The following is a 26,275-nucleotide window of genomic DNA, read 5'->3' as shown; positions in this document are numbered from 1 at the left end:
CGCGGGTTTTTTTTACAGGCGAGTGTCAGGTGAGAGGCGAAACGTCTTAGAACTCTTCCCATTCGGCAACATCCTGGCGAGCAGCACGCGGGGCGGCAGAGTGCTCGGGCTTTGGAAGCGCGCTGGCGCTACGCTGCGTAGACGGCAAGGGGGATGTGAAGGAGGCGGTTTCGTTACCCAACACGAAATCACTCATCAGCCGATTCAGACGCTGGGCATTCTCGCGCATTTGCGCGGCCAGCGAGGCGTTTTGACTGACCATCGAGGCGTTCTGCTGCGTCATGGTGTCCATTTCCGCCACCGCGGTGTTGACCTGCTCGATGCCCGCCGTTTGTTCTCGAGCGCCGGCGGCAATCTCGCCCATGACGTCGGTCACTTGGGTGATGCTTCGATGGATCTCTTCCATCTGCTGAGCCGCGGTGGAAACGATTTGGTTACCCTCTTGGGTGTGGCCCACCGACACATCGATCAGGGCACGGATATCCTGAGCGGCGGTAGCCGAACGGCTGGCAAGCATGCGCACTTCACTGGCAACGACGGCAAAACCGCGGCCCTGTTCACCTGCGCGGGCGGCTTCGACCGAGGCGTTGAGCGCCAGAATGTTGGTTTGAAAAGCAATCGAGTCGATCAAGCCGATAATATCGCTGATCTTGTGAGAGGACTCGGTAATCGCCTGCATTTTGGTCTGCATCTGGCGCATGGACTCGTTGCCACGTTGCGATGCACCGGACGCCTCGAAAGCCAAGCCATTGGCCTGTTCGGAAGCTTGCGAGGTGTGGGCGACCGTCGAGTGAATTTCCTCCATCGAGGCGGAGGTTTCCTGCAAGTTAGCGGCCGCCTGGTCGGTGCGCGTGGAGAGCTCCTGCGTGCCGTCCGCGATATCGCCGGCGCCAGCCAGTACGGTCTGCGCGTTTTGGCGTACCTCCTGAAGCGTTTCCTGCATCCGCTCCACGAAGGCGTTGAAGCCTTTTGCCAAATCGCCCACTTCGTCTTGGGATTTGACCTCCAGACGGCGGGTCAAATCCCCTTTGCCCTGGGCGATATCCGCCATGGCGCTGGCGGTATGCCGGATGGGGGCAAGCGCTCGGCGAGCGGCGAAAGCGACCACGACCAGCAATAGCCCAAAGAGGATTAGGCCCGCCACCAGCAGTGAGAGCAATAGATGGTGGGTTACGCCGGTAAACACGGCGGCGGGCACGGTGGTACCGACGACCCAGGAGGTATCATCGACCGGGTTCCACATCATGGTCTTATGCGCGCCATCGGGCATGATGAGGTTTCCCGAGCCGGGCTGGCCGCTCAGCATCTGCGAACTTAGCGCACTCAAACCCTCGTAGCCGTGCGTTTGATCACCCTCGGTGTAGTTGAGCGCGAGCCGATACGAGGCTTCTGGATGGGCGATGACCAGCCCTTGGCTATCGATCATCCACCCGTAGCTTCCTTCCCCTACATCGATTTCCGAGGTGATATCGGAAACGGCCGACATCGTTAGGGTAATGCCCAGCAAGCCAACGCGATTACCGTCTTCGTCGAACACGGTATCGACTACCAGCGCCGTCGGTAGACCGCTCACCATCGAGATCACGGGATCTGCTAAAAGGCTATCTGCCGTGCCATCGACGACCAGCGCTTGAAAGTAGGGGCGTTCGGAGATATCCAGACTGACGCCAGCATGCGTTAAGGTATCCCCCGTGGCATCGGAAAAAAACAGCGATTCGATGGCGCCATCTGCGGGGTAGCGTTTCTCCAGCCACGTGAGATGCTCAGCCAGTGGTACGTCTTCGGCCAGGCGCTCGTCCTGGGCGAGTGTGGCATTCCACTCCCGATAGCCATTGATCCAGCGGCTGACCTCATCGGCTCGCGCGTCTACCTGGCGCATGGCGGTATTGTTGATCAGTGAAGGAATCGCCTGATTAAGCTGCATGTTGACGACTACGCCCAACACGATAGCAACGGCTAACAAGGGTAACGCTACCGCCAAAAGAAGCTTTTGCGTTAACGAAAGTCGAGAAAACTTGCTCATTAATAGCCCTATTGGATTGAAAGTCGACCGTTACTGATCCTCTTGGCGGAGCAGCATGAACGGAGGGGAACATCTTTAACGTTATTCAAACTTTATTAACGGCGATGCATTATTAAACTTGAGCAAATAATGGCCTAATTAAAGCTGGTTTTAGTTTAAAAATAGTTAATAAAGGATGTTTGAAACGAAGCCTTTAATGCTTCATATGTGTTTGATTAATTTATGTTGATTTTTTCATTGTTGGTTTCGAGTTTGACTCTCCTCTTACACAGGCGGCGGTAAAGGGGGGGTGGGTAAAGCGCACGCCGATAGCATCGAAGAGAGCATTTGCAATCGCGGGCGCTCCAGGTAGTGAGGTCGATTCGCCAACTCCGAGAGGCGGCTGGTTGGGTTGTTCGAGCATTAGAAGTTGTATCTCGGGGAGCTCGGAGAAGCGTAAAATCGGGTAGCTGCCCCATTCCCGGTTGACCGGCACACCCCGTTCGAACGTAACGCGCTCCTTGAGAGTTCGGCTGAGCGTTTGAAGGATGTTGCCCTGCACCTGATGGCGTACGCCGGCCGGGTTGACGAGCAGCCCGGCATCCTGAGCCACGTACAAACGCTCGATGACGATGCGCCCGCTTTCGGGATGCACCTTGAGTTCCACGGCCCAAGCGGCCAGCGCCGCGCCGAAGCCGGGAAACTTGCTGTGCACGTATTGGGCGTAGGCAAAGCCGCGACCGTGATGCCAGCCGTCGCTCGAGCGCGGCGCGCTGAACGCCGGGCGCGCATCCCAGCGCGCGCGTTCGGCCAGAGCGCTCACCAGCTCTGCCGCCCGAGGGTCGTTCAAGTGGCGTATCCGAAAGGCCACCGGATCCTCGCCCGCCTCGTAGGCGAGTTCGTCGATAGCGCTTTCGTGGGCGAAGGCGTTGGGCATGGCCGAAACGCCCCGCAGCCAGGAGGCGCGCACCAGGGTGGGCACGTCGTCACAGGCGATATAGCGATGTGCAAACCGGTAAGGCGGTACCGAGGTGCGATCGCCCATCTTGAAAGGGACGTCGCTCGGCGCCTGAGCGCCGGTAAGTAGCAGCGCAAGCGTCGGGGCGTTGTTGGACGGATAGCGGGTCACGAACCGATAGCCTTGGAGCTTGCCACCTTCATCGATGCCGGTATCAACCTCCATCCGCTGGGCCGCTCCCTTGGGCTCCCAGAGATGCTCTTGCTCTCGGGTAAGTTGAACGCGCACGGGCTTGCCAACGGCGCGAGACAAGAGCGCCGCGTCGGCACCCACGTCGTCGGCGCAGTTGCGCCCGTAGCAGCCTGAAGTCTCCATACGGGTCACGGTGATGGCGCCCTCGTCCAGCCCCATCAATCGTGAAAGGTCCGCGCGCAGGCTATGCGGGTTCTGTGTGCCGGACCATACTTCGAGCCCGCTCTCGCGGTAGTCGGCTACCGAGCACGACGGCCCGATCGAGCCATGCAGTTGAAAGGGCCAGAGATAGCTGCGCTGCACCCGGTGGTGGGCCGTTTTAAGCGCCGTGCCGACCTCGCCCTCTTCGAGCAGTACGCGCCGCTCGGCAGGAAGCGTTTCAAGGGCGTGCTCGACATTGTCCAGGTCGGGCAGTGACTCGGGCGTGCGCCAGTTCACCTTGAGCCGGCGCGCGGCGGCGGCGGCCTGCTCTTCGCGCTCGGCCACCACACCGATGAAGTCGCCGATGACGACTATTTTGATCACCCCGGGCATATCGCTGACCGAGGCTTCGTCAACGGAGATCAGCGAGGTGCCCACGAACGCGCCTCGGTCGTGGCCCGCGTAGGGCGGGCGTACCACGCGAGCGTGAAGCATGCCCGGCACGCGCACGTCGTGGACGAACGTCAATGCCCCGGTGGCCTTGCCCGGGATATCCACCCGCGCAGACGATTGGCCCACCAATTGGTAGGTATCCACTGGCTTCAAGGGCGCCTGGTCGTCGAGTTTCAAAGCGTGGCGGGCGCCCTTGAGCAGCGCGGCGTACTCGATGCCCTGCGAGGCGCTATCATCTGGCGCGATGCGGCCATCGCGGCAGACGAGCTGCTCACGATTCTTGTTGAAATGCCGGGCCGCCAGGTCGAGCAAATGCTCGCGCGACTGGGCGGCGGCGCGGCGCAAGGGTTCGGCGGTGATCTGGATCGTCGCACTGGCAAGCGTCGGGCCCTGGTTGGGCACTTCAAACGGGTTGCCCAGTATCATGGTGACTGCATCGAGCGGCGCGTTGAGCTCCTCGGCCACGATCTGGGCCAGCGCCGTGCGGATCCCCGTGCCCAGATCCACGTGGCCGTTGAAGGCGAGTACCCGGCCATCGGCGAGCAGGGCGATGAAGAGCTCGGGCTCGGTCGGTACGAAATCCGAATGTGTACCTGGTTGCCCCGGAGCCGGCTTGGGCGAGGGGAGCGCATCTTTGTAAACGACGAGGAGGTCGCTGTCGTTTAACAGCGCCTGACGGTCGTAGTGGCGTTTATCGTGGTCGCTTTTCAAGGGTGCCTCCCGCGTTATTGTTGATGAAACCGTTGTAGAGATCGTCGTCGAGATCGCTGGTGAAATGCCCGTCAGGCGCACCAAGGGTTGCCTGCGTTCAATAGAAAATTATAATGTGTACGCCATAAATCGGCGACACAAGCCGTTCCAGTAGCCAATGCGTTAAAGCGCTTTCCCTGCGAGCCTTTGCTTTCGGGTGTCATACTGGCCTTGATACGCCGTTTCTGGCTCAACATTCACCGCAGGGAGTTTGAATGACACCGGATCGTTTAGCGCACGACGACGCTCACCCCGACCACCCAACGCCTTCACTGCAAGGGTATGAATTTTCCGAGCAGGTCGGCCATCTGCTACGCAAGGCTTACCAGCGCCACGTCGCCATTTTTCAGCGCCATACCACCGACAAGCAGCTCACCGCCATTCAGTTCGTGACGCTGTGCACCGTCATGGAGCGCGGCCCTAGCTCGTTGACCGATATCGTCAACGCCACGGCTATCGACCCCGCCACCATTCGTGGGGTGATCAAGCGGCTCAAGGCGCGTGACTGGGTCAGTTTGACCACCGACCCTTCCGATCAACGCAAGGTGATGGTCGTGATTACTGAGCCCGGCGAGGAACTGGTCGAGGCGATGGTGCCCAAGGCCAAGCAGACCAGCGATGCCACCATGGCCAACCTCAACCCGGCCGAGCGCGTGGCGCTGATGCATCTGCTGGAAAAAATGAACGCCGACGCCGCGTCCTGACCCAGCGCTTTGGCAGCTTTTAGTGGCTCGAATCACGGCATCTTCGCCCGTTTGATATCCTTGCCAAGACGTACCCAGAGCGGTGCCAGAAGCGGCAGGGCGATGGCGAGTATCGAAAGCCCGAACAGAGCCAGCGCGATCGGGCTTTGCAGAAATACCTCCCAGGAGCCGCGGCCCAGCAACAAGCTGCGGCGCAGGTTCTCCTCGAGCAAAGGCCCGAGTATCAGCCCGAACGCCAAGGGGGCGGCGGGCAGTGACAGCAGATACAGCACGTAGCCCACCGCGCCGAACGCCAGCATGATGTAGACATCCGCCATGCTACTGCGAATGGCGTAGGCCCCCACCACACAAAGCAGCGCGATGCCGATCATCAGCAGGTGCGACGGGATGCGCAGCACCCAGGGTAGCCAGCGCATCAATAAAAGCCCGATGACCAGCGTGAGCAGTAGCGCGATGAAGAACCCGGCGTAGAGGCTCGACACGAACCCCGGGTTCTCGGCAAACAGCATCGGGCCCGGGCGCAGACCGTGGATCAGCAGCGACCCCATCAATACCGCCGTGATGGCATCCCCGGGTACGCCGAGGGTCATCATCGGGATCAGGGTGCCGCCGATGCTCGAGCTGTTGGCGGCCTCCGGACCCACCACGCCCTCGATGGCGCCGTGGCCGAAGCGCTCCGGGTGTTTGGAAAAGCGCATCTCCTGAGCGTAGGCGATGGCCACCGCAATCGCCGAGCCCGCAGCGGGAACGGCGCCGACCAGCGCACCGATCAGCGAGCCGCGCAGCATCGATGCCCAGCGTTTGGCAATCTGGCCAATGCCGGGTAACGGCGACGCCGTGGCGTGTGCGTCGACTTCCGGGATCGCGCGATGGGTGCCATGCAGGTGCTTGAGCACTTCGGCCAAGCCAAAAAGCCCTACACACAGGGGGACCAGCTCGATGCCGCCTTGCAGACCGCGGGTATCGAAGGTGAAGCGCGAGACGTCGGTCAAGGCGTCGAAGCCCACCATGCCGCACAAAAGTCCGATAGCGCCGACCAGCAGCCCGCGTACCGTGGAGCCCGGCGAGGCGTAGGCCAAAAGCACCAGACCGAACACCGCGATGGCCGTGAATTCCGGACTGCGAAAGCTCATGGCGATCGAGGCGAGCAGGGGCGCGATGAGCACCAGAAGCGCCAGCCCGACGACCCCACCGATACTCGAAGCCACCAGCGCGTAGACCAGCGCTTCCTTGGCCCGGCCCGCGCGTGCCAGTGGGTGGCCGTCCAGCTGGGTGACGATTGCCCCGGGCGTGCCGGGAATATTGATCAGAATGGCCGAGATCGAGCCGCCGTAGACGCTGGCAACGAACACGCAGAGTAGAAAGAGAATGGCAAACGCCGGGTCCATGCCAAAGCTCAGCGGTAATAAAATGGCCAGCGCCATGGTGGAGCTCACCCCGGGCAGCGCGCCGAGCACGATTCCCAGCAGCGTGCCCAGTACCGCCAGCGTCACCCCCCAGGGCGAGAACAGGGTGGCCAGCAGAGCGGAAAAGAAGCTATCGATCAGCATGGTCGTCTCCTGGCCGGGGCGTCACAGCGCCACCCCGAGCAGCGTAATGAAAATCAGGTGCAGGGAAAGGCCGAGCAGCGCCGCCACGGCCATACCTACCAGCAGGGCACGCCGGCGGCTTGCGTGGCGCCGGTACTCGAGCCAGACCAGCCACGGCGCAGCAAAAAGCCAGGCGGCCGCCAAAAAGCCGAGCCAGACCACAAGGCCTGGCAATAAGAGCAAGGAGGCAAGCAGCGCCGCGGCGTGGGCGTGGCGACTGAACGCGCTGTTCCCTGGCGGTACCGCTGGATCCTGGGCTGAGCGCTGTTTCAGCGCCCAGCCGGCCACCCCCTTGAGCATCAGCAAAACGCCGCCGAGCATGAGCAGGCTCAATACGGCCAGCGGCAGAAGCGCCGGCCCCGGGTCGGGGCCGGCGCCCAAAGTATTCATCAGCCGGGCGTTGGTGTAGGTATCGAAAAAACCGGCCAGGGCGACGATGCTGAAAAAAAGGCCGCAGGCGAGGTCGCGCCCGACGACGCGATCCAGACGAGGTGCGAGTGTACGCATGGCGTTATCCCTCCGTTGAGACAAGGCCCGCGCGCTCAGCGCGTAAGCTCGGCATCCACCAATCCGGCGGCGGCGAGAATGTCGTACACCTCATCGGCGCGCTCGGTGAGGTAGCGGTTGGTGGCTTCGCGCTCCTTGGGCGCAATCACCAGGCCTACGTCGCTGGCCGCCGCTTGAAACGCATCGTCCTCGAGCAGGGCGTAGAAGGCCGAAGCCAAGGCGTCGCGGCGCTCGTCCGCGACGCCTTGCGGCAGGTAGAGCATGAAGAAGTCTTCCGCCGTGAAGTCGTAGCCCTGCTCCTGGAAGGTGGGGATGTCCGGGGCAAAGGGGTGGCGTTCGTTGGCGGCGACCCCCAGCAGTTTGAGCTGGCCCGAGGTGTGCTGGTCGGCCAGCAGCGGTATGGGCAAAAGCGCGGACATCACCTCGCCGGAGAGCAGCGCCGAAAGCGTCGGCGCGTAGCCCTGATAGGGAATCTTGGTCATTTCGACGTCGAACTGCGCCTCGAGCATGCTGGCCGCAATAAAAGAGAAGCCGCCGGGGGAGTCGTTGCCGTTGATGATCGTCCCCGGGGCGCCGTTGAGGGTCTCGAGGTAGGCGTCGATATCTTCGATGCCCGTATCGCTTCCCACCGCCAGGGCGGCCGGCTCCGGGCCGATGAAGACCAGCGGGTCGAGCTCGTCCAGAGGCGTGGCGTTGGGGTTCATGTAGCTCTGGGCGATGGCGTGGGTGCCCATCATGCCCAGCGTATAGCCATCTGCAGCGGCCTCGGCCACGTGACGAACCCCGGTAGAGCCGGCAGCACCGGTGACGTTCTGCACGACCACGGGCACGGAGAGGACCTCGCCTGCGTGGTCGGCCATCAGGCGCGCGGCCAGATCGTACGCACCGCCGGCGGGCCAGGGCACGACAAGGGTGAGCGCGCGCTCAGGGAATTCATCGGCGAGAACGCTTGAGCTCAAGGCGAGGCCCAGGGTGGAGGCTACTAGCAAACGGCGAAGTGTCATGTCGGGTACCTATCAGGTGTCAGGTGGATCAACGCGAAGTGTTTTTTATGGTTGTGGGTGTGATGGCGTGCGTTGAGTAGGGCTCCTTTTGGTAGTGGTGAATAGTGAGTCGTAAGTGCTGAATCCTGGTTTGTCGGTCGGAAACGCCCGAGGGGCCGGGGCCGCTCGGGCGTTTTGGTCAGCTTTTCTGGATGTGCTCGATGGCGGTTTGCCGGTCGATGACGTCGCCGTACTTACTGTCGATATCGAACAAGTTCGCCTCGTGTGGGGCCGGGTGGCGGTCGCCCACGCAATCGCGCACGACCATGACGCGAAAACCGTACTGAAGACCATCGACGGCGGTGGCGCGAATGCAGCCGCTGGTCGAGCAGCCGGTGACGATGATCGTGTCCACCTCCATGGCTACCAGCATCGAGGCAAGCGATGTGCCAAAGAACGCGCTGGCGTACTGTTTGGTGACCACCGGCTCCGTGGGCGCGGGCGTTACCTCATCGCAGAACTCGGCAAACGTATTGCCCGCCACCATGGCGCGCATCACCGGCGACTTCTTCACCCACACGCCGCCGTCGAGTTGATCCGGGGCGTGGTAGAGAATGTTGGTGTGGATGACAGGCGTGGCGCTTTGCCGGGCAGCGTCGAGCAACGCCGGCATCTTGCCCACGGCCTCGACCACGCCAGGGGCGTAGAGCGGCGACTCTTCCAGCACATAGCCTTTCATGAAGTCCACCACCAACAACGCCGCTTTACGCCCGAAGCCGATCCGGCCGTCCCAGACGCCTCGGTAGTTGTCCTGAGCCGAACTGTCCTGTGTCGACATGGTCGTTACTCCGAATAAGCGCCCGAGAGCAGCGCCCCGGCGCCGGGCACGATCGGCTCGAGATCCAGCGCCTTGAGCATGGCGTAGGTGGTGGCGATGGCGGCGGTGATCACCGGCTTGCCGGTCAGCGCCTCGACCTTGGGCACCGCCGCAAGCGAGGGCATCTGGACACAAGCCGAGAGCACGATGGCATCGATGTCGGTTAGATCGAGACTTGCCACGATATCCGGCAGGTTGGCCGGGTCGTGGCGCGCCACGTCCAGGTTATTGGGAATTTCCAGCGCCCGGTAGTCGACTACCTCGATGTTCTCCTGGCGAATGTAGTCCACCACCATCTCGGTGAGCGGCTTCATGTAGGGCGCCACGACCACCACGCGCTTGGCTTTCATCACGTGCAGGCCGTCGACCAGCGCGCCGGCGCTGGTCACGACCGGCGTGTCGCTGTCGTTCTCCTGAGTGCGGCTGCGTAGGCGTTTCTGGGACTCGCGGTGATAGCCTGGGCCCATGGACATGATCGCCACCAGGCAGGCGTAGCCCATCACGTCCACGGCGGCGTCGGAAAGCTCCAGCGCGCAGCGGTCGGACTCGCCGTCCATCGCGGCCAGCTCATCCTTGCTGACGTTTTTCATGCGCATACGGCTGGAGTGGAACGTAAAGCGTTCCGGGCGAATCAGCTGGCGCGCGTTCAGCATCGCGGGAATTTCCGTCTCCATGGTGATGTTGGAGCTCGGCACAATCTGGCCAATACGGTAAGTCTTGTTATCGGAAGTCATGGTGGTCGGCCTCTTAAAGCGAAGTGCCCAGGAAGTCGTCGAAGGCGGTGAAGAAGCCGTCGAAGTCATCCCAGGGAATCATGTGACCGGCGTTGTCGGCGGTGGTGATGCGAATCGACGGCAACAGCGTCTGGATCTCCTCGCGATCCTCTTGCTGGATCACGCCCCCCTTGCCCGCGCAGATCAAAAGCGTGGGAACCTCGATGGCGGAGAAGTCCTGATGGATATCGACGGTATGGAACTCCTCGAAGGTCTGCACGATGGCCGGCGTGTAGCAGGTATGCAGCCACTCGGCGCGTAGGCGAAGCTGCTCCTCGCTCCAGGTGGGGCAGTAGGTGCGCATGGTGTCGATGCCCACGCCTTCGGTGCAGTCCTTGATGGAGTCCACGTACCATGGCAGCTTGCTGGGGTAGTCACGACGGCCGGGGCCGGAGACCGGCGGGTCGATGAGTACCAGCTTGTCGATACCGTGGGCGCCGCGGTTCATGGCGCGAAGCGCAAAGCGTGCGCCCATGGAGTGGCCGGCCAGAACCACATTCTCAAGGCTTAGGGCCTCGATAAAGGCCACGATGTCATCGGCGCAGGTGTCGGTGTCGTAGGCAAGCTCGGGGCCGGTTGCGGAGAGCCCGCGCCCGCGAACGTCGAGCACGTAGGTGTCGAAGTGGCGGCCCAGCCGCTCGGCCACGAACGCCCAGGTAACGGCGGGGCTGGTAATGCCCGGGACGATGACCAGCGGCTGGCGTGTAGACGCGTTATCGCCACCAAAGCGCAAGTAGTGCTGGCGAATGCCGTTGGCGTGAACGTTGGCGCCGTACTGATACGTGCTGGTGGAGGTCGTATCGGTCATGCCGGGCTCTCCTCGTTGGCGGTGTTCGGTGTCTTGAGCGGTGTTTCGAAAACGTCGTAGCCAAAGACCCAGGCCGGGTCCTCTTCTTCGCGAAGCCAGGTGTTGTCGTGGGACACCTTTTGCACCCGCGAGGCACGCTCGAATCGGTTCGCGCGGTAGAGTTCGAAGGCCGCGTGGTAGTCGTCCGCGCCCACCTCTTCCAGACAGCGCACCAGCATGGCGGCGTCTTCGATGGCCATGGCGGCGCCCTGGGCCATGTGCGGTTTCATGGGGTGGCAGGCATCGCCCAGCAGCACCAAGCGGTTATCGTGCCAAAGCGGTAAGGGGTTGCGTTCCAGAAGCGGCCACTTGGTGACCGATTCGGTGCACTCGATCAGCGCCTGTACAGTCGGGTGATACCCCTTGAACGCCTCGAACATCTCCTTCTGGGAGCTATCGACGAAGGACGTACCGTGATTCCAGTCGGGCTCCGGCACGCCGGTCACGTAGTAGTACTCTTTTTCGTCGCCGGTCACGAAGTAGACCATCATGTGGCGATCCTCGGACCACCACTTCACGCAGGCCTCGAAATCCAGGTCATACGCCTTGAGCTTTTCGGCAGAGATGATGGCCCGGTGGGCGACCCAGCCGCTGTAGGTTGGCGCTTCAGCGCCCAGCAACTTTTCGCGAATCTGCGAGTTGACGCCGTCGGCGCCGATCACCAGGTCCGCTTCTTCGACTGTGCCATCGGCGAAGGTCAAGCGAACCTTGTCGCCGCTATCGTCGACGTCGGTCACACGCTTGTCGAAAAAGAGCTGGTCCTGGTCAAGGGTGTCGACCATGAGTTCGTGCAAATCGCCGCGGTGCACGGTGATATAAGACGCCCCGTAGTGTTCGCGGGCGTATTCGCCCAAGGGAATGCGTGACTGATATTCGCCGGTCATGCCGTTGCGGCTGAACCAGTAATCCGGGTGAGAGCCCATATCGTCGAGCTTGTCTTCGATGCCGATGCGGCGCATGACCTTCATCACGTTGGGACCCAAGTGGATGCCGGCGCCTAGGCGAGAAAACGCGGGAGCCTGTTCGTATACCTTGGTGGGGTAACCGGCTTGCTGAAGTAATGCGCCAGCAGCGGCGCCGCCGAGTCCTGCACCGATGACGGCAATGGTGGGTTTATCGCTCATGGAATCGTTTCCTCGCTTTTTATTGGCTTATCGCGCTCGGGGAGCGCTTGGGGCCTCAGGAGATGGCCTCTTTTCATTTAAAATAACGTATACACCATTTATTTTTTGGTCAAGAGAAAACGCGCGTAAATTCTTTAAACTCTTTGAATATTGTGTTTAATATGTAAGTGCATGAATAAAAACATTATTAAGTAATTATTAGAGTTTTTATAAAAACTTGATTGTCATGCGGTCGAAATGCTATACGTTTTATATGCCCTTATTTAAGGTGTATGCACTATTAATGCTCGGATTTGGCGCCTATGCACTTATATGGTGCCGGGTCGACCACCAAGCCATTGAGGCAGCTTGAAAACGTGCTGCTATAAGAAGCGGGCACCACCGACGACAAACGACTTCAACAATAACGACGGTCATCCCCTATGACGCTGAAGTTAAACGTAAACGGCCAGCACCACGCGTTGGCCGTCCCTCTGGATACGCCACTGTTGGCCGTTCTACGCAACGATTTGGAACTCAACGGGCCGAAGTATGGATGCGGGCTGGGCGAGTGCGGCGCGTGCAGCGTGCTGGTCGACGGCGTCGCGGCGCGCGCCTGTGTATTGACGGTGGCCGCGGTGCAGGGCTTCGAGATCACAACGCTTGAAGGGCTTGCCGACCACCAGCGTCTGGACCCGGTGCAGCAGGCCTTTATCGACGCCCAGGCCGCCCAGTGCGGGTATTGCCTGAACGGTATGATCGTTAGCGTTCGCTCGCTGCTCAATCACACCGCCACACCTTCCGAGGAACAGATACTCGCCGCGCTCGATCACAACCTCTGCCGCTGCGGCACGCACCTGGAAATTCTGGCGGCGGCGCATCTTGCCGTGGAGCTCGAGGCCGACCGGCGAGGAGGCGAGAATGCGTAGATCGCTTGACGCCTCATCGTCGACGCAAAAGGCGCTGCCCGTTCAACTGCCCGGCCTTCGCTACGGCGTCGTCATTCGCCCGCCCACCTACCAATGGACCGGCGATCGCTTCGAGAGCGCCCGGCTGATAAACGTCGATGATGTGTCGCTTGCCGCCCTGGATGGTGAGGTCCGCGTGGTCGTCGACGGAAATTTTGTCGGCGTGGTCGCGACGACCCTCGAGGCCGCGCGTAACGCCGCTCAGCAGTTGGTGCTTCGCTGGGAAAAGCCCGCTCCGGTCAAGGCTCAGCGCGAAACGCCCCTGGCAAAGCCAGGCACCGACGATGAATTGGCGCGCGATTATGGCTGGCCAAGCCGCTTACGCTGGGGCGAGGCGCCGGGGTGGGTGATCGCCGAAAGCAGCGACGACGCACTGAATATCTGGACGCGAACCGCCACCCCCGAAGCGCTGCGCCATGACCTTAGCTTGGCCACCGCGGTCGATGGCGCGGCGATCACGCTGTATGCCGCGGATGGACAGGCATTGGCGACGGGATTGGGCCGCCATTGTGGCGATGACGCCGCCGTGGATGCGGCGCTTCTGGCGAAGGCGGTGGGGGGGGCAGTGGCGGTATGGCTGAGCGCGGCGTACGACGCTGATGTGAAAGCGCTGGGGCGGGCGCAGCGTATGACGCTTGGCGCGACGCACCAGAATGACGCATCCATTTCGCATTATCGGTATCGCCAGGCCTACGCCAGCGGCGAAGTCGCGGCCATCGGGCTGCTATTAAGCGGGCGGGCTATCCTGGAGGCGCTGCCCGAACATGACATACCGCTTTTTACGCCCTACCGTTTCGAGAAAGCGCACCTGTCGGCGCGCACCGGTGAGCGGCCCGCTGCTACTATCACGCTTCAAGATGTGCAGCAGACCTTTGCCCGTGAGGCGTTCATTGATGAGCTCGCCCACGAAAGGGGGCAAGACCCGCTGACCCTGCGCTTGAACCACCTGAACGATGATCGGGGTAGCGAGTTGCTGGCTTCTGTGGCCCGTCAGGCTGACTGGCCGAAGAAGGCGCCAGTCGTGACGCCCACGAGCGACGTCTTGCGAGGGCGAGGCTTGGCCTACGCCCAGCTACCCGACCGCCACCAGCGTCTGGAAAGCGGTGTGCGCTCGGCCTGGATTGCCGATGTCGACGTCAACCGCGTGACGGGTGATGTCCAATTGACGCGGCTGGTGGTGGGACAGGACAGTGGCGACGAGATGGACACGGCGCAACTCCAGCAAACCCTCCAGGCACGCGTGCTGGGGGAGTCGCGCGGGCTACTCGGCCGCGCGCCGGCCTTCGATGAATGGGGCGATGGTCAGGCGTCGGACACTTCTTCAAACGCGCTCACGCCACACTCAACAGAGCTTTCGACGCCATCGCACTCGACGCCAGCGGCCTCTGACGCCTTACCGCTGACCCTGAATGATGCCGAGTTTGCCCCCGGCGTGGCCGTCATCGCCAATGCGCTGTTCGATGCCACCGGGGTGCGTTTTCGCGAGCCTCCCTTCACTGCCGGGCGAGTGCGCCAGGCCCTTGACGAGCAGGATCCCGACACCCGAAAGGGCTTGCCGGCTGGCGCCACGCCAACGCGCAAGAAGTCGACACGACGGCGCTGGCTGGCAGCGGCGGCGCTGACGACGGTGGCGGGCAGTGCTGTCATGGCTTTGCCGTGGAAAGGGGCGATCGCTCCGGTCACCAGGCCCGGTGCCAACCTCTACTCTGCCGAGACCATCGAGCGGGGGCGGCTGGTCGCGGCGGCGGGCGACTGCGTCGCCTGCCACACGACTGAAGGCGGGGCCACCAACGCCGGCGGGCATGCTTTCGAAACGCCCTTCGGCACGCTTTACAGCACCAATATTACCCCGGACGAAGCAACGGGCATCGGCAACTGGTCTTTTGCGGCCTTCGAGCGTGCCATGCGCGAAGGCGTCGGCCGGGACGGGCGCCACCTCTACCCGGCGTTTCCCTACACCGCATTTGCCAAGACAAGCGATGCTGACCTGCAAGCGCTTTACGCTTACTTGATGGCGCAGCCGGCGGTATCCGCTGCGGCGCCAAAAAATGCGCTGACGTTTCCTTTCAACGTGCGCGCTCTCATGGCGCCTTGGCAGGCGCTTTATCATGATCCTACGCCTTTCCAGCCGGACCCTGCCCAGAGCGAGCTTTACAATCGCGGCGCTTACTTGGCCGAGGGACTTGGCCACTGCAGCGCCTGCCATAGCCCGCGCAACGCCATGGGCGCCGAGAAGCAGGGTGAGCAGTACCTGGCCGGCGCCGTGGTAGACGGGTGGGAGGCGCCGGCGCTCAATACGCTGTCGCGCTCGCCCGTTCCCTGGAGCGAAAGCTCGCTTTTTGATTACCTGCGCCATGGAAGCACTGAACTGCACGGCGTTGCCTCCGGGCCGATGGCGCCGGTAGTGGCTGGGCTTGGCGAGCTGCCGGAGTACGACGTTCGCGCCATTGCCCACTACGTTGCGCAGCAGATGCAGGCGCCGGCCGAGGATGTCGCCTCGGTCCGAGCCGAAGCCCAGCGGCTGACCGCTGGCACAACCGCCGAGCCAGCGGGCATGGAGGAGGGCGCACAGCTTTTCCAGGGCGCCTGCGCGGCCTGTCATGTGGATAACGGCATACCCGGTTTCACTAAGGCGTCGACGTCGCTTGCGCTCAATACCAACCTGCACAGCGACCGACCCGATAACGTCATTCAATCGATCATGGGCGGTGTGCACGACACCGCCATGCCCGGCTTCGCCGACAGCTTGAGCGACACCCAGGTCGCCACGCTGACGGCTTACTTGCGGGCGCGGTTTGCGCCCGAGGCAGACCCCTGGCAACAACTCGAACAACGCGTCGCTGAAATACGCCAGCCTCACTAAAACAATACGACTTTCTCCCCGACGATATAAACCGAGGTGGATCATGAAACGAAGCAAGTGGATATGGGCAGTCTGGCTGGTGGTCCTGCTGAGCTGTCTGGTGCCCTACACCTTACTGACCAATATCAACGCGTGGTACGGCAGCTTTCTATTCTGGAGCTGCGCGGGGCTCGCCATCATCGCGCTGAACGTCTACATCACCAAGGATTTCGAGGAGCACGACAATGACTGAATCGATGATTTGGTGGTCCATCGGCATTTATCTACTGATCGCCGTCGGTATCGCGTTCTTGTCCCGCCAGGGCCCGGCGGAGAGTATGTCCGGCTACTTTCTGGGCAACCGGCAGATGAACGGGTTCGTCTCGGCGCTGAGCTACAGCGCCACGACCTACAGTGCGTTCATGATGGTGGGTCTTGCCGGGCTGACCTACGCCGGCGGTGTGGGAGCGCTGGGCTTCGAGATCATCTACTTTGCCGGTGTCTCACTGGTGGCGATCTTTGGCCCGCGCTTCTGGGCGGTGGGCAAGAAGTTCGGTTTCGTGACACCCAGCGAGATGCTGGGACACCGCTACAACAGCAAGCGAGTGGCCATGGCGGTCTCCATTGCTAGCTGTATCTTCTTGATTCCATACTCCGCCGTACAGCTGGCCGGTGTGGGCTACCTGCTCGAAGGCATGAGCGACGGCGCCATCACCTTCACCACCGGCGTAATGATGGCCACTATCATCGCCATTTTCTTCTCCTACATCGCCGGTATCCGCTCGGTCATGTGGACCGATTCGTTGCAGGCGCTGATGATGATCGTGGCCTCCACCCTGGTGGCGTTTCTGGTCATTCAGGGCCTGGGCGGCTTCAGCGGGCTGTTCGGCACGCTGCAGGCCGAGCATACGGTCTCGCTCAGCGTGCCGGGCTCCGGGCTTTTCAGCTTCGTGACCTTCATGGGGCTGTGCATTCCCTGGTTCTTCTTCAGTTTGTCCAACCCGCAGGTGAGCCAGCGCCTGTTCATGCCGTCGTCGCTGCGCTCCATGCGTCAGATGCTGATCGGCTTTCTGGGCTTTGGCTTCATCTATACGTTGGTGTCCGTGCTTTGGGGCTTCTCGGCACTGGCAGCCTTTCCGGGGCTAGAGGGGGCTGATCTTGCCACTCCGTCGCTGCTGGCATCTGATTTCGTGCCGCCGCTTCTGGGTGTGATCGTCATGATCGGTATCATGGCCGCTGCGGTGTCGACCATCGATTCCATCATGCTGACGCTGGCCTCCATGCTTTCGCGCGATGTCTACGCCAACGTCAAACCCGGCGTCGATGAAAAGCGACAACTGCTGATGGGCAAGATCGTCGTTCCCATCATCGCGCTTTTGGCACTGGGGTTTGCCGAGCTGCAGCTGGATCTGATCGCCGTGCTCTCGGTGGCCGCCTCATCGGGGCTGGTCGCGATGGTGCCGGCGATCATCGGCGCCTTCTTCTGGAAGCGTGGCACCGGCGCCGGGGCGCTGGCCAGCATCATCGGCACCAGTGTGTTCGTGCTGATCATGTACGCCACGGGTAACTCTCTGCTGGGTCTGCCCTCCGGTATCTGGGGCATCCTGGTCTCTACCGTCTTGTTCGTTGGCGTGAGCCTTGCAACCCGACCCCATCTGGCCTCGGCGGACGCCTTTCTGGGCGCGATTACCGACGAGCTGGGTCGTAAAAAGCGCCTACCGGGCACTACCACGACCACTTCTAGCAATAAAGCCACCGTCTGATGCATTGAACGGGGCTTAATCGATCTCTGCGCTGTCGGATGACGGCGCAGAGGCCGCACGCTCATCGACGCTCTTCAGGAGGCGTTATGGATCACGCAAGCTTTACGGAAATCTGTCTTCACCAGTTGAAAATGTCCGGGGTCAAATCCGACGAACGGCTCATCGTGCTTACCCAAGGCAACGAGCGCCTCGACTACGCCGACGCGTTCATGGCCGCCGGCCAGCGTCTGGGCGCCAATATGTACCATATGCGCCTGCCCGCCCCCTCCGCGATGGGCGGCTGGAATGTAGGCACCACGGGCTTGGCCGTTATGCCGGATGCGGTCGAGGCGCTGAAGAACTGCGACATGCTCATCGACTGCATCTTCTTGCTTTTTTCACCGGAGCAAATGGCCATTCAGGACGCGGGCACGCGCGTGCTCACTGCGGTGGAGCCGCCGGAATTGCTGGCGCGCATGTTGCCGTCCAAAGAGCTTAGAGAGAAAGTCGAGATCGGCGCGGCGATGCTGGAAAAAGCCAAGGTCATGCGTATTACCTCGTCCCACGGCACCGACGTGGCCTATAAGCTGAACACCTACCCGACCGTAGCCGAGTACGCCTGTACCGACGAACCGGGGCGGTGGGATCACTGGCCGTCCGGCTTTGTGTTCACCGGCGGCGATGACGATGGTGTGGACGGCACAATCGTCGTCGCACCGGGCGACATTCTACTGCCCCAGAACATGTACGTCCGCGAGCCGATCACCTACACCATCGAGAAGGGCTGGATCACCGATATTCGCGGCGGCCTTGATGCCGAGCTGGTCAAATCCTACATGGAGAGTTTCGACGACAAGCGCGGGCTGGGCATGAGCCACGTGGGCTGGGGCATGAACCCGAACGCCAAGTGGCACCGTATGGTACCTGGCGAATTTCCTGGCGGCATGGGGATGGAGCCGCGCAGCTTCTACGGCAACGTGATGTTCTCCACCGGCCCCAACAACGAACTCGGCGGCCCCAACGACACCGCCTGTCACCTGGATATTCCCATGCGCGGCTGTTCGCTGTTTCTGGATGACGAGCCGGTGGTGGTGGACGGCGATATCGTGGTGAAGGATATGCAGATGCCGAGAAGTTAAGGCGTTTCCCATAAACGATCAAAGGCGCCCTTGGGCGCCTTTGATCGTTTATGGGCTTGCTACGGTCCCCAACGTTACAGTTATCCCCATACCGCCAGTTGCCAGCGATGGATCCCTTGTGCCCGGGTGGCGCTTATCGGTTGAAGCCGGACTTCGGTGCCGGGCAGGCACTGGGCGAGCAGCGCACAGGCGCTGGGGGTAAGCGCGCCGATACGTGGGTAGCCACCGATGGTTTGGCGGTCGTTCATCAGCACGATGGGTTGGCCGTCCGGCGGCACCTGGACCGCGCCCAGGGGAATGCCCTCCGAGACGATACCCGACAGCGCGCTTTGAAGCGGCGCTCCGGTCAGGCGAATACCCATGCGGTCGGCGCGCTGGTCGACCGTCCAGGGTTGATTGAAGGCGTTATAAAGGCTGCGCCCGGCAAACAGCGCAGCCTGCGCCCCCAGCACCATGGGCAACGGGCAGCCTGGCGCGGGAAGCGGCAACTGCGCACCTCGGGGCAGCGTGCGCGACGTATGCTGGCCGCCGTGCCAGCTGAGCCGGTCGCCGGTTCGTAGCGGCTTGCCGTCATCGTGAAGCCCGCCGATTTCCTCCCGCGCCGTGCAGGCGCGGCTGCCCATTACCTTTGGGGCATCGAGCCCTCCGGGAAAGGCCAGGTAGGTGCGTAGCCCGGTTTTGGGCTGACGAAACGTCAGCTTCTGCCCGGCGTCGAGCGTAAAACATCCCTGAGGCGCTAGCGGCTTGCCGTCGATACGTGCGTCCAGGTCGGCACCCGCCAGCGCGAGTGTCACGTCGCCTTCGGCTTGCAAGGTGAGGTTGCCGCCCATGGCGATCTCGAGCGCGGCGCAGTTTGACGCGTTACCCAAAAGCCAATTGGCCCAGCGGTACGAGATCCAGTCCGCCGCGCCGGACTGGGTGACGCCCAGATGGCTGACGCCGAAGCGCCCGTTATCCTGAATCAGCGCCAAAGGCCCTGCCTGCTCTACGATCAAACCGGGCTGGTTCATGGGCGCTCCTCCAGCGGGGTGGTGTCGCCGCCGGCGGCTTCGAACTCGGCTTTCGATACCGCCTTGAAGCGCACCTTGTCGCCCGGGCCAAAGAGCGGCTCGCCCCGCCGGGCGTACTCGAATAGCGGCACCGCGGTGCGGCCCAAAACGTTCCAGCCACCGGGGGAAAGCAGCGGGTAGATCGCCGTTTGCCGGTCGGCAATGCCCACACTGCCTGCCGCTACCCGTTGCCGGGGCGTTTGCAGCCGAGGGGTGGCCAGCGCTTCATCCACCAACCCCATGAAGCCATAACCCGGCGCGAAGCCTAGCGCGAAGACGCAGTAGTCGTGATCGCAATGGCTTTTTATGAGCTCATCCACGCTAATCCCGGCGCGCTTGGCGACCCGGGGTAGCTCCGGCCCGACGCTTTCGTGGTACCAGACGGGTATCTCATGGAGCTGACCGTTTTGCGTGTCAGCGGGCGCAAGACCCGTGAGTGCCTGCTTGATCAGCGCGGAGGCTTCAGAAAAAGCGAGTTTTTGACAGTCGTAGTGTATCAACAGCGTGGTGTAGGACGGGACGAGATCGATCAGCGCCTCGCCAAAGGCGCGGCGCAGCGCGGTATCCGCGGCGATGATCCAGGCCATGTTATCTTCGTCGATGACGTCGAACAGTCGCGCGGTAATCGCCTCCATGGACGCGGTTTCAAGGCGCAGGTTCACGCTGACTCCATCGCGTCGAAGGCCTCGCGAATGGCGCGCACCGCTGCCACGGACTCTGGATTGTCGCCGTGCACGCAGAGCGTGTCACAAGGTAGCTGAAACGGTGTGCCATCTAGGGCGGTGAGGGGCTCGCCCCGGGCCAGCGCTTTGGCCTGGGCGACGATGCTCGCCTGCTCTTGATGCACGGCCCCGGGCAGGCGGCGTGAGACCAGATGGCCGTTGGCGTCATAGGCGCGGTCGGCGAAGGTCTCGAACCAGAGCGTGACCCCCATTTGGGCGGCAAGCTCACGGTGTGGCGCGCTGTCGGCGGTGGCCATCACCATCAGCGGCAGGTTGGCGTCAAAGCCGCGAACGGCGCGCATGGCGCCTTCCAGTAGCTCCAGGTTGGCGGCCATGTCGTTATACATCGCTCCATGAGGCTTGATGTAGGTAAGCTCGGCGCCTTCGGCGCGGCAAATCCCGGCCAGCGCCCCGGCCTGGTAGAGCATCATGTCCTCGACTTCCGCCGCCGAACACGCCAGGGAGCGCCGCCCAAAGCCCATTAGATCCGGGTAACCGGGGTGGGCGCCGATGCGCACGCCATGCTGGGCGGCCAGCGCCACCGTGCGACGCATGACGTGGGGGTCGGAGGCGTGATAGCCACAGGCGATGTTGGCGCAGTCGACATAAGGCATCACCTCGGCATCCAGCCCCAAGGTCCAGTTGCCAAAGCTTTCGCCCATGTCACAGTTGAGCAGCGGAAGCTTCCTATTCATCGTCGAGCCCTCTTTGGGTGAGGTTGATCAGCATGATTCGTCGGGCAGTGTCATCGTCTGATAACACCGGTAGGCGCTCATGACGGTTTCATACTGCACCTGGTGAGCCATCACGAAATCATCGTCGTAAATGGTCTCGTCAGGGTATTCGGTAATCAATTGCAGCGGCGTTAGCTGCTGGTCGTTGCGGGTCAGCAAATAGGGAATACCGTGGCGGGTGGCAAACTCTAGACGCCCGGCGTGGGCCTCGAACGCCTCGATTTGCCGCTGGTTGTAAGCCACCAGCCCCGGTACTTTCGCCAAATGGGCGGTCACGCGCTCGAGCAGTGCCTCGGCTTGGGCTTCCCAGTTTTGATGAAAGCGCAGTACGAGAAAAAAGCCTTTGGGAATCGACCATAGCTCGAAGTTACGCGGCACATAGCCGGTCAGCGGGCGCGTCCACTCGTGGGCGGGGTAGCCGTGCAGATTGATATGCAGCTGGGCGCCGCTCAGCGCCTTGGCGCGCTCGCGAATCGCCAGTTCGAATTCACCGCCGGCGGGCTGATCCTGAAGGTCGCTTCCAAACGCCGTGTAGCGTGCGGCATGGTGCATGTGGGTGGGCTGCTCGGCGGCCAGACGCTGCTGCAAGCGGTAGCCGTCCGGGTTCTCGAGCGGTGAAAGCACGAAGTGCGTATCGCCCTTTTGGTTCAGATCGCGCCCCGCCCGCAGGGCCCCGACGATGCCGGAAGGCTCGTTGGCGTGCTGGGCTGCACTGATCATGACCGCGCGATCACGGCCTTGACGGTAGCGCGCCAAAAGCCGGCGCCCGCTGCGGCTTTTGGCCGCGAGCTCTTCGCCGCCCAGCGCCGCGAGCTGGGTATGGATCTGGGCAACGCTTAGCGGGCGGCAAGCGGTATCGAGCGCCATCTCATCACCCGGTGATGCTTCCTCACTGCACAACCGGCGAAGCGTGATGGTGAGCGATGGCGCTTGGTGGGGGCGTGTTTTGATCTCCGGCACGATCTGGCCGGGCTGAATCGAGCGATCGCCCAGTGGCAGACCGGCCAGATGCTGGTAGTACTCCAGCAGGGAGAAATAGAGCTCTTCGTGTAACCCTTCGGCCAGGCTTATGTGCTCGAGGCCGAAAGGCAGCCGCGTATCCTGGCAGGGCAGGGTGACGCTGATGTTGAGCTCTTCGAAAAATGGCTGCTGGGAAGGCCACTGGGCGTGGGTGATCGCCTCCATGGCGGTTTCGAATAGTTGGACGTAGTCGCAGGTGTAAACGGTGCTTTCATTCTCGCCGCTCGACGTGCGCCATTCGACCCAGCCGCAGGGGGAAAGCTGCCAGGTGTCGACGTGATCCAGATGATGGCGGTTGGGCGCCGCCACCCTGACGTACTCTTGCGCCCCGCCCGGGCCGGTCAAGACCAGCTCGTAATGGTAGAGCGCGGTTTGCGCCTCGCAGGGCACGGCTTCCCAACTCACGTCCGTTTTCTTATCCAGCATGCCGGCGAGCGGGTAGGCTTCCAGCATAAAGCGCTTGGGCGCTTCTCGCGGGGCGGGGTAGCGGACATGAAGGGCGCGCAGCGGCTTTTCGCCCGGCGCTTCGAGCACGTTTTCGAGCACGTAGTGCACCAGGGGTTTGTAGGCGCTATAAAAGTGCGCCTCGATGCCCAGGTCTTGCAGGATCTTCTCCGCGCGCTGCCTGGCATCGCGGTCGTCGAATACCCAGGCGTTCAACGTGTCCCCCGGGGCAAGCTTTTTCGAGTACGCGGCGGCCAACGCCTCCACGCTGCGTTCAAAGGTCGTTTCCAGCAGTGGGGTCATTTTGATGTCCGTCCTGTGGGGTCGAGCGTATCGCGCAGCCAGTCACCGAGAAGGTTAAGGCCCAGTACGGTGAGCAAAATGGCGACACCGGGAAAGACACTTACCCACCAGGCCGTTTGCAGGTAGGTACGACCTTCGGCGAGCATGCCACCCCAGCTCGGGATGACCGGGTCGACGCCCAAACCCAGAAAGGTCAGGCTGCTTTCCAGCAAAATGTTGTTGGCGACGTTGAGCGTCATCAGCACGATGACCGGGCCCAGCATATTGGGCAGCAGGTGTTGGAAGAGGATGCGCCAATCGCGCACGCCGATCGCCTGGGCCGAGAGAATGAACTCACGATCCTTGAGCGAGAGTACGGACCCTCTCACCAGGCGGGCATACTGCACCCATTGGGACACGATAAGCAGGATGATCATATTGGTCAGCCCGCCGCCCACGACCGCGATAAAGGTGATCGCCAGCAGAATAAAGGGCAGAGCGAGCTGCACATCGGCAAAGCGCATCACGATCATATCGACGATGCCGCCGTAGTAGCCCGATAAGAGCCCCATGACGATGCCCAATACGACCGCCCCCAGGGCGGAATAGAAGCCCACCTTGAGGGAAATCTCGCCGCCGATGATGACCCGTGCGAGCACATCACGCCCTAACGGGTCGGTGCCGAGCGGGTAACCGCCGTCGGCCAGCGGCGGCGTGAGGCGCATGGCGAGGTTGACCCCGCTACCACCTTCTGGAAACAGCCAGCCCGAGAAGATGACGGCTAGGCCGATGCCGCCCACCAGCAGGGCGCCCACAATGAACTCGAAGCTTTTAAAGCGCTCCAGATTCAGCGAATTGACTGACATAGTGGCCTCTTAGCTTTTGCGCACGCGGGGGTCGACGAAGCCATAGGCAATATCGACCAGTAAATTGATGGAGATGATCAAAAGCGAAAGCACGGTAATCACGCCCTGTAGCACCGGGTAGTCCCGAGCGGCCACGGCGTCGAAGGCGAGCGTGCCAAGCCCTGGCCAGTTGAAGACGCGTTCTACGACGACGATCCCTCCCAGCAACCCACCGAACTGCAGGCCAAAATAGGTGATCAGCGGGATCGAGCAGTTGCGTAGCGCATGTTTATAGAGCACGGCCGAGTTGGATAACCCTTTGGCTCTGGCCACCATGATGTACTGAGAACGCAGCGTTTCCAGCATGGTGGTGCGCACCAGACGTACGTTGGTGGCGGTCAGGATGATGCCCATCGTGGCCGCGGGCATGATAAAGCTCTGCCACCCTTGCATGCCGCTTGGCGGCAGCAGGTTGAAGGTGATCGAGAACAAGAGCACCAGCATGATGGCCAACCAGAAGTTGGGAAACGAGAGGCCGACCAGCGAAAGAACGCGAATCACCTGGTCGGGCCACTTGCCGCGGGAAACGGCCGCCTTGATGCCCAAAGGAATCGATAGGGCGATAGAGACGAAAAGCGATGTAAACGCCAGCGCCAGGGTGGCGGGCAGCGCGCGGCCGATCAGCTCGCTGACCGAGGTACCCCCCATGAAGCTACGCCCCAAATCGCCGGTGAACAGGCCCTTCAAAAATTCCAGGTACTGAACCAAAAAGGGCTGGTTGAGGCCGAGGGCTTCGCGGATGCGGTCGAGATCCGCCTCGGTGATACTGCCCGCCCCTTGAGCAAGCATCACGGCGGGGTCGCCGGTCAGGCGAATCGCAAACGACACGATCAGCGTTACCGCCACGAGGACGAACAGCGCCTGCAGCAGTCGATAAAAAAGAAACTTGGCCACGGGGCCTCCCTCTCGAGAATCAATAGGCCGCCGCTCCAGGGCGGCGGCGCCTTGGGCTTATTCAGCGACGTCGACGTCGGTGAGACGGATGCGGCTATCCGGCGCTGGTTCAAAGTTCTCGACCCGGGTGCTCACGCCATAAAGCGCATTAAGGCTATAAAGCGGCATCTCGAGAGCTCGTTCTTTGGTATAGCGCGCGATCGCCTGGAGCAGGTCTTCGCGCTGCTCGCGATCCGTAATGCTGCGCTGGGCATTGAGCATGTCATCGAGTTCGGCGTCGCTATCGTAGGGGTTCCAGCGCTCATCGGTGTGGTACATCAGGTAAGCGGTGTTATCGAAGTCGAAGGTCCAGCCGCCCCATTTTTGCTGGAACATCGCACCGGTGCGCCCTGCCGGAATAATATCGTTGAGCAGGACATTGGTTTCGTAAGGCTGAATGGTGGCGTTGAGCCCGATGCCCTGCAGGTAGGCAGCAACGGCCTGGGCCACTTCGGCAAAGGTGGAATCGTTGCCCCGCACATCGATTTGCAGCGAGGCGCCTGGCTCTACGCCGGCCTCCGCGAGCAGCGCCTGGGCGCGCTGGGGGTCGAAGGGGTAGGGCTCAAGCTCGGGGTCGAAGCCGAAGGATTGGCTGCCCTGAAAGCTTGCGATCACGTCGCCTTCACCCGCCAAAATCGAATCGACGATCGCCTGGCGGTCGACGGCCATGATGATGGCCTGGCGCACCCGCTCGTCGGCGGTAATGCCGGACTGCGTATTGAAACGGAGCGCCTCTACCGTGGGGGAGGCGACGCTGACCACCTCGGCGTTGGCGTGATTATCGATCGACTCGATCATGCCAATCGGGATGGTGGGCGGCAATACGATATCGACCCGACCGGACTGAAGCTCCGCGACGGCGGTGGAGGGCTCGGGAATGAACCGGTAGGTCACACTGTCGAGCTTGGGCGCACCTCCCCAGTGATCGGCGAAGGCTTCCAGTTCGACGTCGGAGCGGGGAGTATAGTCGACGACCTTGAAAGGCCCGGTGCCGACGGGGTGGCTGTTGAAATGATCGTCGCCGTGCTCTTCGAGATAGCCAGGCGGCACGATCATCGCGCCGTAACCGGCAAGCTTTGTGAGCAGCACGGGGTCCGGCTCGTTGAGCAGGAAGTCGACGGTATACTCGTCCACCACCTCGACGCTAGAAATCGCGGTGTAGTTGGAACGCTGCGGGCCCCGCGCGCCCTGTTCACCGAGCAGCCGGTCGAAGGTGAATTTAACCGCGTCGGCGTTGAACGGTTCGCCGTTATGGAACACGACCCCTTCGCGTAGCGTAAAGCGGATACGTTCGCCTTCGTCCAGCTCCTCCCAGCTGGTGGCAAGCCCTGGTACCAGCTCCATATCGGGGCCACGGTACGTCAAGCCATCGAAAATGTTGGTGGCGACGGCCGCCCAGTTCACCAGAAAGGTGTCGATCGGGTCCCAGCTCCCCGGGTCTTGCGGAGAGGCAATCGTCAGCGAGCCAGCGTGGCTTGTGCCCGCGGCGGCCATGGCGACGCTAAGAGCGCAGGCTTGAAAGAGGCGGTTGTTTTTCATTGGTATATTTCTCCGGA

General features: G+C 62.1%; 22 protein-coding genes. 6 read left to right on the top strand and 16 right to left on the bottom strand.

The window, feature by feature from the left end:
• Nucleotides 1-46 precede the first annotated feature (46 nt).
• Nucleotides 47-2,023 carry a methyl-accepting chemotaxis protein gene (locus tag ACWHXT_RS16105; protein ID WP_447956568.1) on the bottom strand — a complete coding sequence of 659 codons (1,977 nt, stop codon included), beginning with the start codon at nucleotides 2,021-2,023 and terminating at the stop codon, nucleotides 47-49.
• A gap of 220 nt (nucleotides 2,024-2,243) precedes the next feature.
• A complete protein-coding gene (locus ACWHXT_RS16100; protein WP_447956567.1) occupies nucleotides 2,244-4,517 on the bottom strand; it encodes a molybdopterin cofactor-binding domain-containing protein in 2,274 nt (757 codons plus the stop codon).
• 254 nt (nucleotides 4,518-4,771) lie between these two features.
• On the opposite strand from ACWHXT_RS16100, the gene ACWHXT_RS16095 reads away from it, so the two are divergent.
• The gene (locus ACWHXT_RS16095; protein WP_447956566.1) at nucleotides 4,772-5,260 is read left to right on the top strand and encodes a MarR family winged helix-turn-helix transcriptional regulator; all 489 of its coding nucleotides are present in this window, start codon (nucleotides 4,772-4,774) and stop codon (nucleotides 5,258-5,260) included.
• Nucleotides 5,261-5,292: 32 nt separating this feature from the next.
• On the opposite strand, the gene ACWHXT_RS16090 is transcribed toward ACWHXT_RS16095, so the two are convergent.
• The 7 genes from ACWHXT_RS16090 to ACWHXT_RS16060 all read right to left on the bottom strand — a co-directional run bounded on the left by ACWHXT_RS16090 (nucleotide 5,293) and on the right by ACWHXT_RS16060 (nucleotide 11,960).
• Nucleotides 5,293-6,810 carry a tripartite tricarboxylate transporter permease gene (locus tag ACWHXT_RS16090; RefSeq protein WP_447956565.1) on the bottom strand — a complete coding sequence of 506 codons (1,518 nt, stop codon included), beginning with the start codon at nucleotides 6,808-6,810 and terminating at the stop codon, nucleotides 5,293-5,295.
• 21 nt (nucleotides 6,811-6,831) lie between these two features.
• Nucleotides 6,832-7,356, bottom strand: a complete 525-nt coding sequence (locus tag ACWHXT_RS16085) for a tripartite tricarboxylate transporter TctB family protein (RefSeq protein ID WP_447956564.1) — start codon at nucleotides 7,354-7,356, stop codon at nucleotides 6,832-6,834.
• 35 nt (nucleotides 7,357-7,391) lie between these two features.
• Nucleotides 7,392-8,360: a Bug family tripartite tricarboxylate transporter substrate binding protein gene (locus ACWHXT_RS16080; protein WP_447956563.1), complete on the bottom strand. Its 969-nt coding sequence runs from the start codon at nucleotides 8,358-8,360 to the stop codon at nucleotides 7,392-7,394.
• A 178-nt stretch (nucleotides 8,361-8,538) separates the two neighbouring features.
• A complete protein-coding gene (locus tag ACWHXT_RS16075; protein ID WP_447956562.1) occupies nucleotides 8,539-9,177 on the bottom strand; it encodes an isochorismatase family protein in 639 nt (212 codons plus the stop codon).
• Nucleotides 9,178-9,182: 5 nt separating this feature from the next.
• Nucleotides 9,183-9,950 (bottom strand): maleate cis-trans isomerase family protein, encoded by a 768-nt coding sequence (locus ACWHXT_RS16070; protein ID WP_447956561.1) that lies wholly within the window; start codon nucleotides 9,948-9,950, stop codon nucleotides 9,183-9,185.
• Nucleotides 9,951-9,963: 13 nt separating this feature from the next.
• A complete protein-coding gene (locus ACWHXT_RS16065; RefSeq protein WP_447956560.1) occupies nucleotides 9,964-10,797 on the bottom strand; it encodes an alpha/beta fold hydrolase in 834 nt (277 codons plus the stop codon).
• Entirely contained in the window at nucleotides 10,794-11,960 is a 1,167-nt protein-coding gene (locus ACWHXT_RS16060) for an FAD-dependent monooxygenase (protein WP_447956559.1), read from the bottom strand. Before ACWHXT_RS16060 ends, ACWHXT_RS16065 begins: the two co-directional genes overlap by 4 nt.
• A gap of 422 nt (nucleotides 11,961-12,382) precedes the next feature.
• On the opposite strand from ACWHXT_RS16060, the gene ACWHXT_RS16055 reads away from it, so the two are divergent.
• The 5 genes from ACWHXT_RS16055 (at nucleotide 12,383) to ACWHXT_RS16035 (ending at nucleotide 18,630) form a co-directional block, all read left to right on the top strand.
• On the top strand, nucleotides 12,383-12,868 hold the full coding sequence (locus ACWHXT_RS16055; RefSeq protein ID WP_447956558.1) for a (2Fe-2S)-binding protein: 486 nt from the start codon (nucleotides 12,383-12,385) through the stop codon (nucleotides 12,866-12,868).
• On the top strand, nucleotides 12,861-15,770 hold the full coding sequence (locus ACWHXT_RS16050) for a c-type cytochrome (protein WP_447956557.1): 2,910 nt from the start codon (nucleotides 12,861-12,863) through the stop codon (nucleotides 15,768-15,770). Before ACWHXT_RS16055 ends, ACWHXT_RS16050 begins: the two co-directional genes overlap by 8 nt.
• A gap of 43 nt (nucleotides 15,771-15,813) precedes the next feature.
• A complete protein-coding gene (locus ACWHXT_RS16045) occupies nucleotides 15,814-16,002 on the top strand; it encodes a hypothetical protein (protein WP_447894492.1) in 189 nt (62 codons plus the stop codon).
• The gene (locus ACWHXT_RS16040) at nucleotides 15,995-17,512 is read left to right on the top strand and encodes a sodium:solute symporter family protein (protein WP_447956556.1); all 1,518 of its coding nucleotides are present in this window, start codon (nucleotides 15,995-15,997) and stop codon (nucleotides 17,510-17,512) included. The genes ACWHXT_RS16045 and ACWHXT_RS16040 overlap by 8 nt, the downstream gene beginning before the upstream one ends.
• 86 nt (nucleotides 17,513-17,598) lie before the next feature.
• A complete protein-coding gene (locus tag ACWHXT_RS16035) occupies nucleotides 17,599-18,630 on the top strand; it encodes a leucyl aminopeptidase (RefSeq protein WP_447956555.1) in 1,032 nt (343 codons plus the stop codon).
• An 80-nt stretch (nucleotides 18,631-18,710) separates the two neighbouring features.
• Here the strand turns inward: ACWHXT_RS16035 and ACWHXT_RS16030 are convergent, their stop codons facing one another.
• From ACWHXT_RS16030 to ACWHXT_RS16000, 7 genes are read right to left on the bottom strand one after another with little or no spacing between them, the layout of a single operon-like run.
• Nucleotides 18,711-19,640 (bottom strand): 5-oxoprolinase subunit C family protein, encoded by a 930-nt coding sequence (locus ACWHXT_RS16030; RefSeq protein WP_447956554.1) that lies wholly within the window; start codon nucleotides 19,638-19,640, stop codon nucleotides 18,711-18,713.
• The gene (locus tag ACWHXT_RS16025; RefSeq protein ID WP_447956553.1) at nucleotides 19,637-20,341 is read right to left on the bottom strand and encodes a 5-oxoprolinase subunit B family protein; all 705 of its coding nucleotides are present in this window, start codon (nucleotides 20,339-20,341) and stop codon (nucleotides 19,637-19,639) included. The genes ACWHXT_RS16030 and ACWHXT_RS16025 overlap by 4 nt, the downstream gene beginning before the upstream one ends.
• Nucleotides 20,338-21,096: a 5-oxoprolinase subunit PxpA gene (locus tag ACWHXT_RS16020; RefSeq protein ID WP_447956552.1), complete on the bottom strand. Its 759-nt coding sequence runs from the start codon at nucleotides 21,094-21,096 to the stop codon at nucleotides 20,338-20,340. Before ACWHXT_RS16020 ends, ACWHXT_RS16025 begins: the two co-directional genes overlap by 4 nt.
• A 27-nt stretch (nucleotides 21,097-21,123) precedes the next feature.
• Nucleotides 21,124-22,902, bottom strand: a complete 1,779-nt coding sequence (locus ACWHXT_RS16015) for a peptidase M14 (protein ID WP_447956551.1) — start codon at nucleotides 22,900-22,902, stop codon at nucleotides 21,124-21,126.
• Nucleotides 22,899-23,747, bottom strand: coding sequence for an ABC transporter permease (locus ACWHXT_RS16010; RefSeq protein WP_447530134.1), 849 nt, complete (start codon nucleotides 23,745-23,747; stop codon nucleotides 22,899-22,901). Before ACWHXT_RS16010 ends, ACWHXT_RS16015 begins: the two co-directional genes overlap by 4 nt.
• Before the next feature lie 9 nt (nucleotides 23,748-23,756).
• Nucleotides 23,757-24,680: an ABC transporter permease gene (locus tag ACWHXT_RS16005; RefSeq protein ID WP_447956550.1), complete on the bottom strand. Its 924-nt coding sequence runs from the start codon at nucleotides 24,678-24,680 to the stop codon at nucleotides 23,757-23,759.
• Between the two features lie 57 nt (nucleotides 24,681-24,737).
• The gene (locus tag ACWHXT_RS16000) at nucleotides 24,738-26,213 is read right to left on the bottom strand and encodes an ABC transporter substrate-binding protein (protein WP_447958057.1); all 1,476 of its coding nucleotides are present in this window, start codon (nucleotides 26,211-26,213) and stop codon (nucleotides 24,738-24,740) included.
• Nucleotides 26,214-26,275: the final 62 nt, after the last annotated feature.

This window comes from Vreelandella halophytica (genome assembly GCF_968193635.1).
This window is presented reverse-complemented; position numbering and strand designations above follow the sequence as displayed.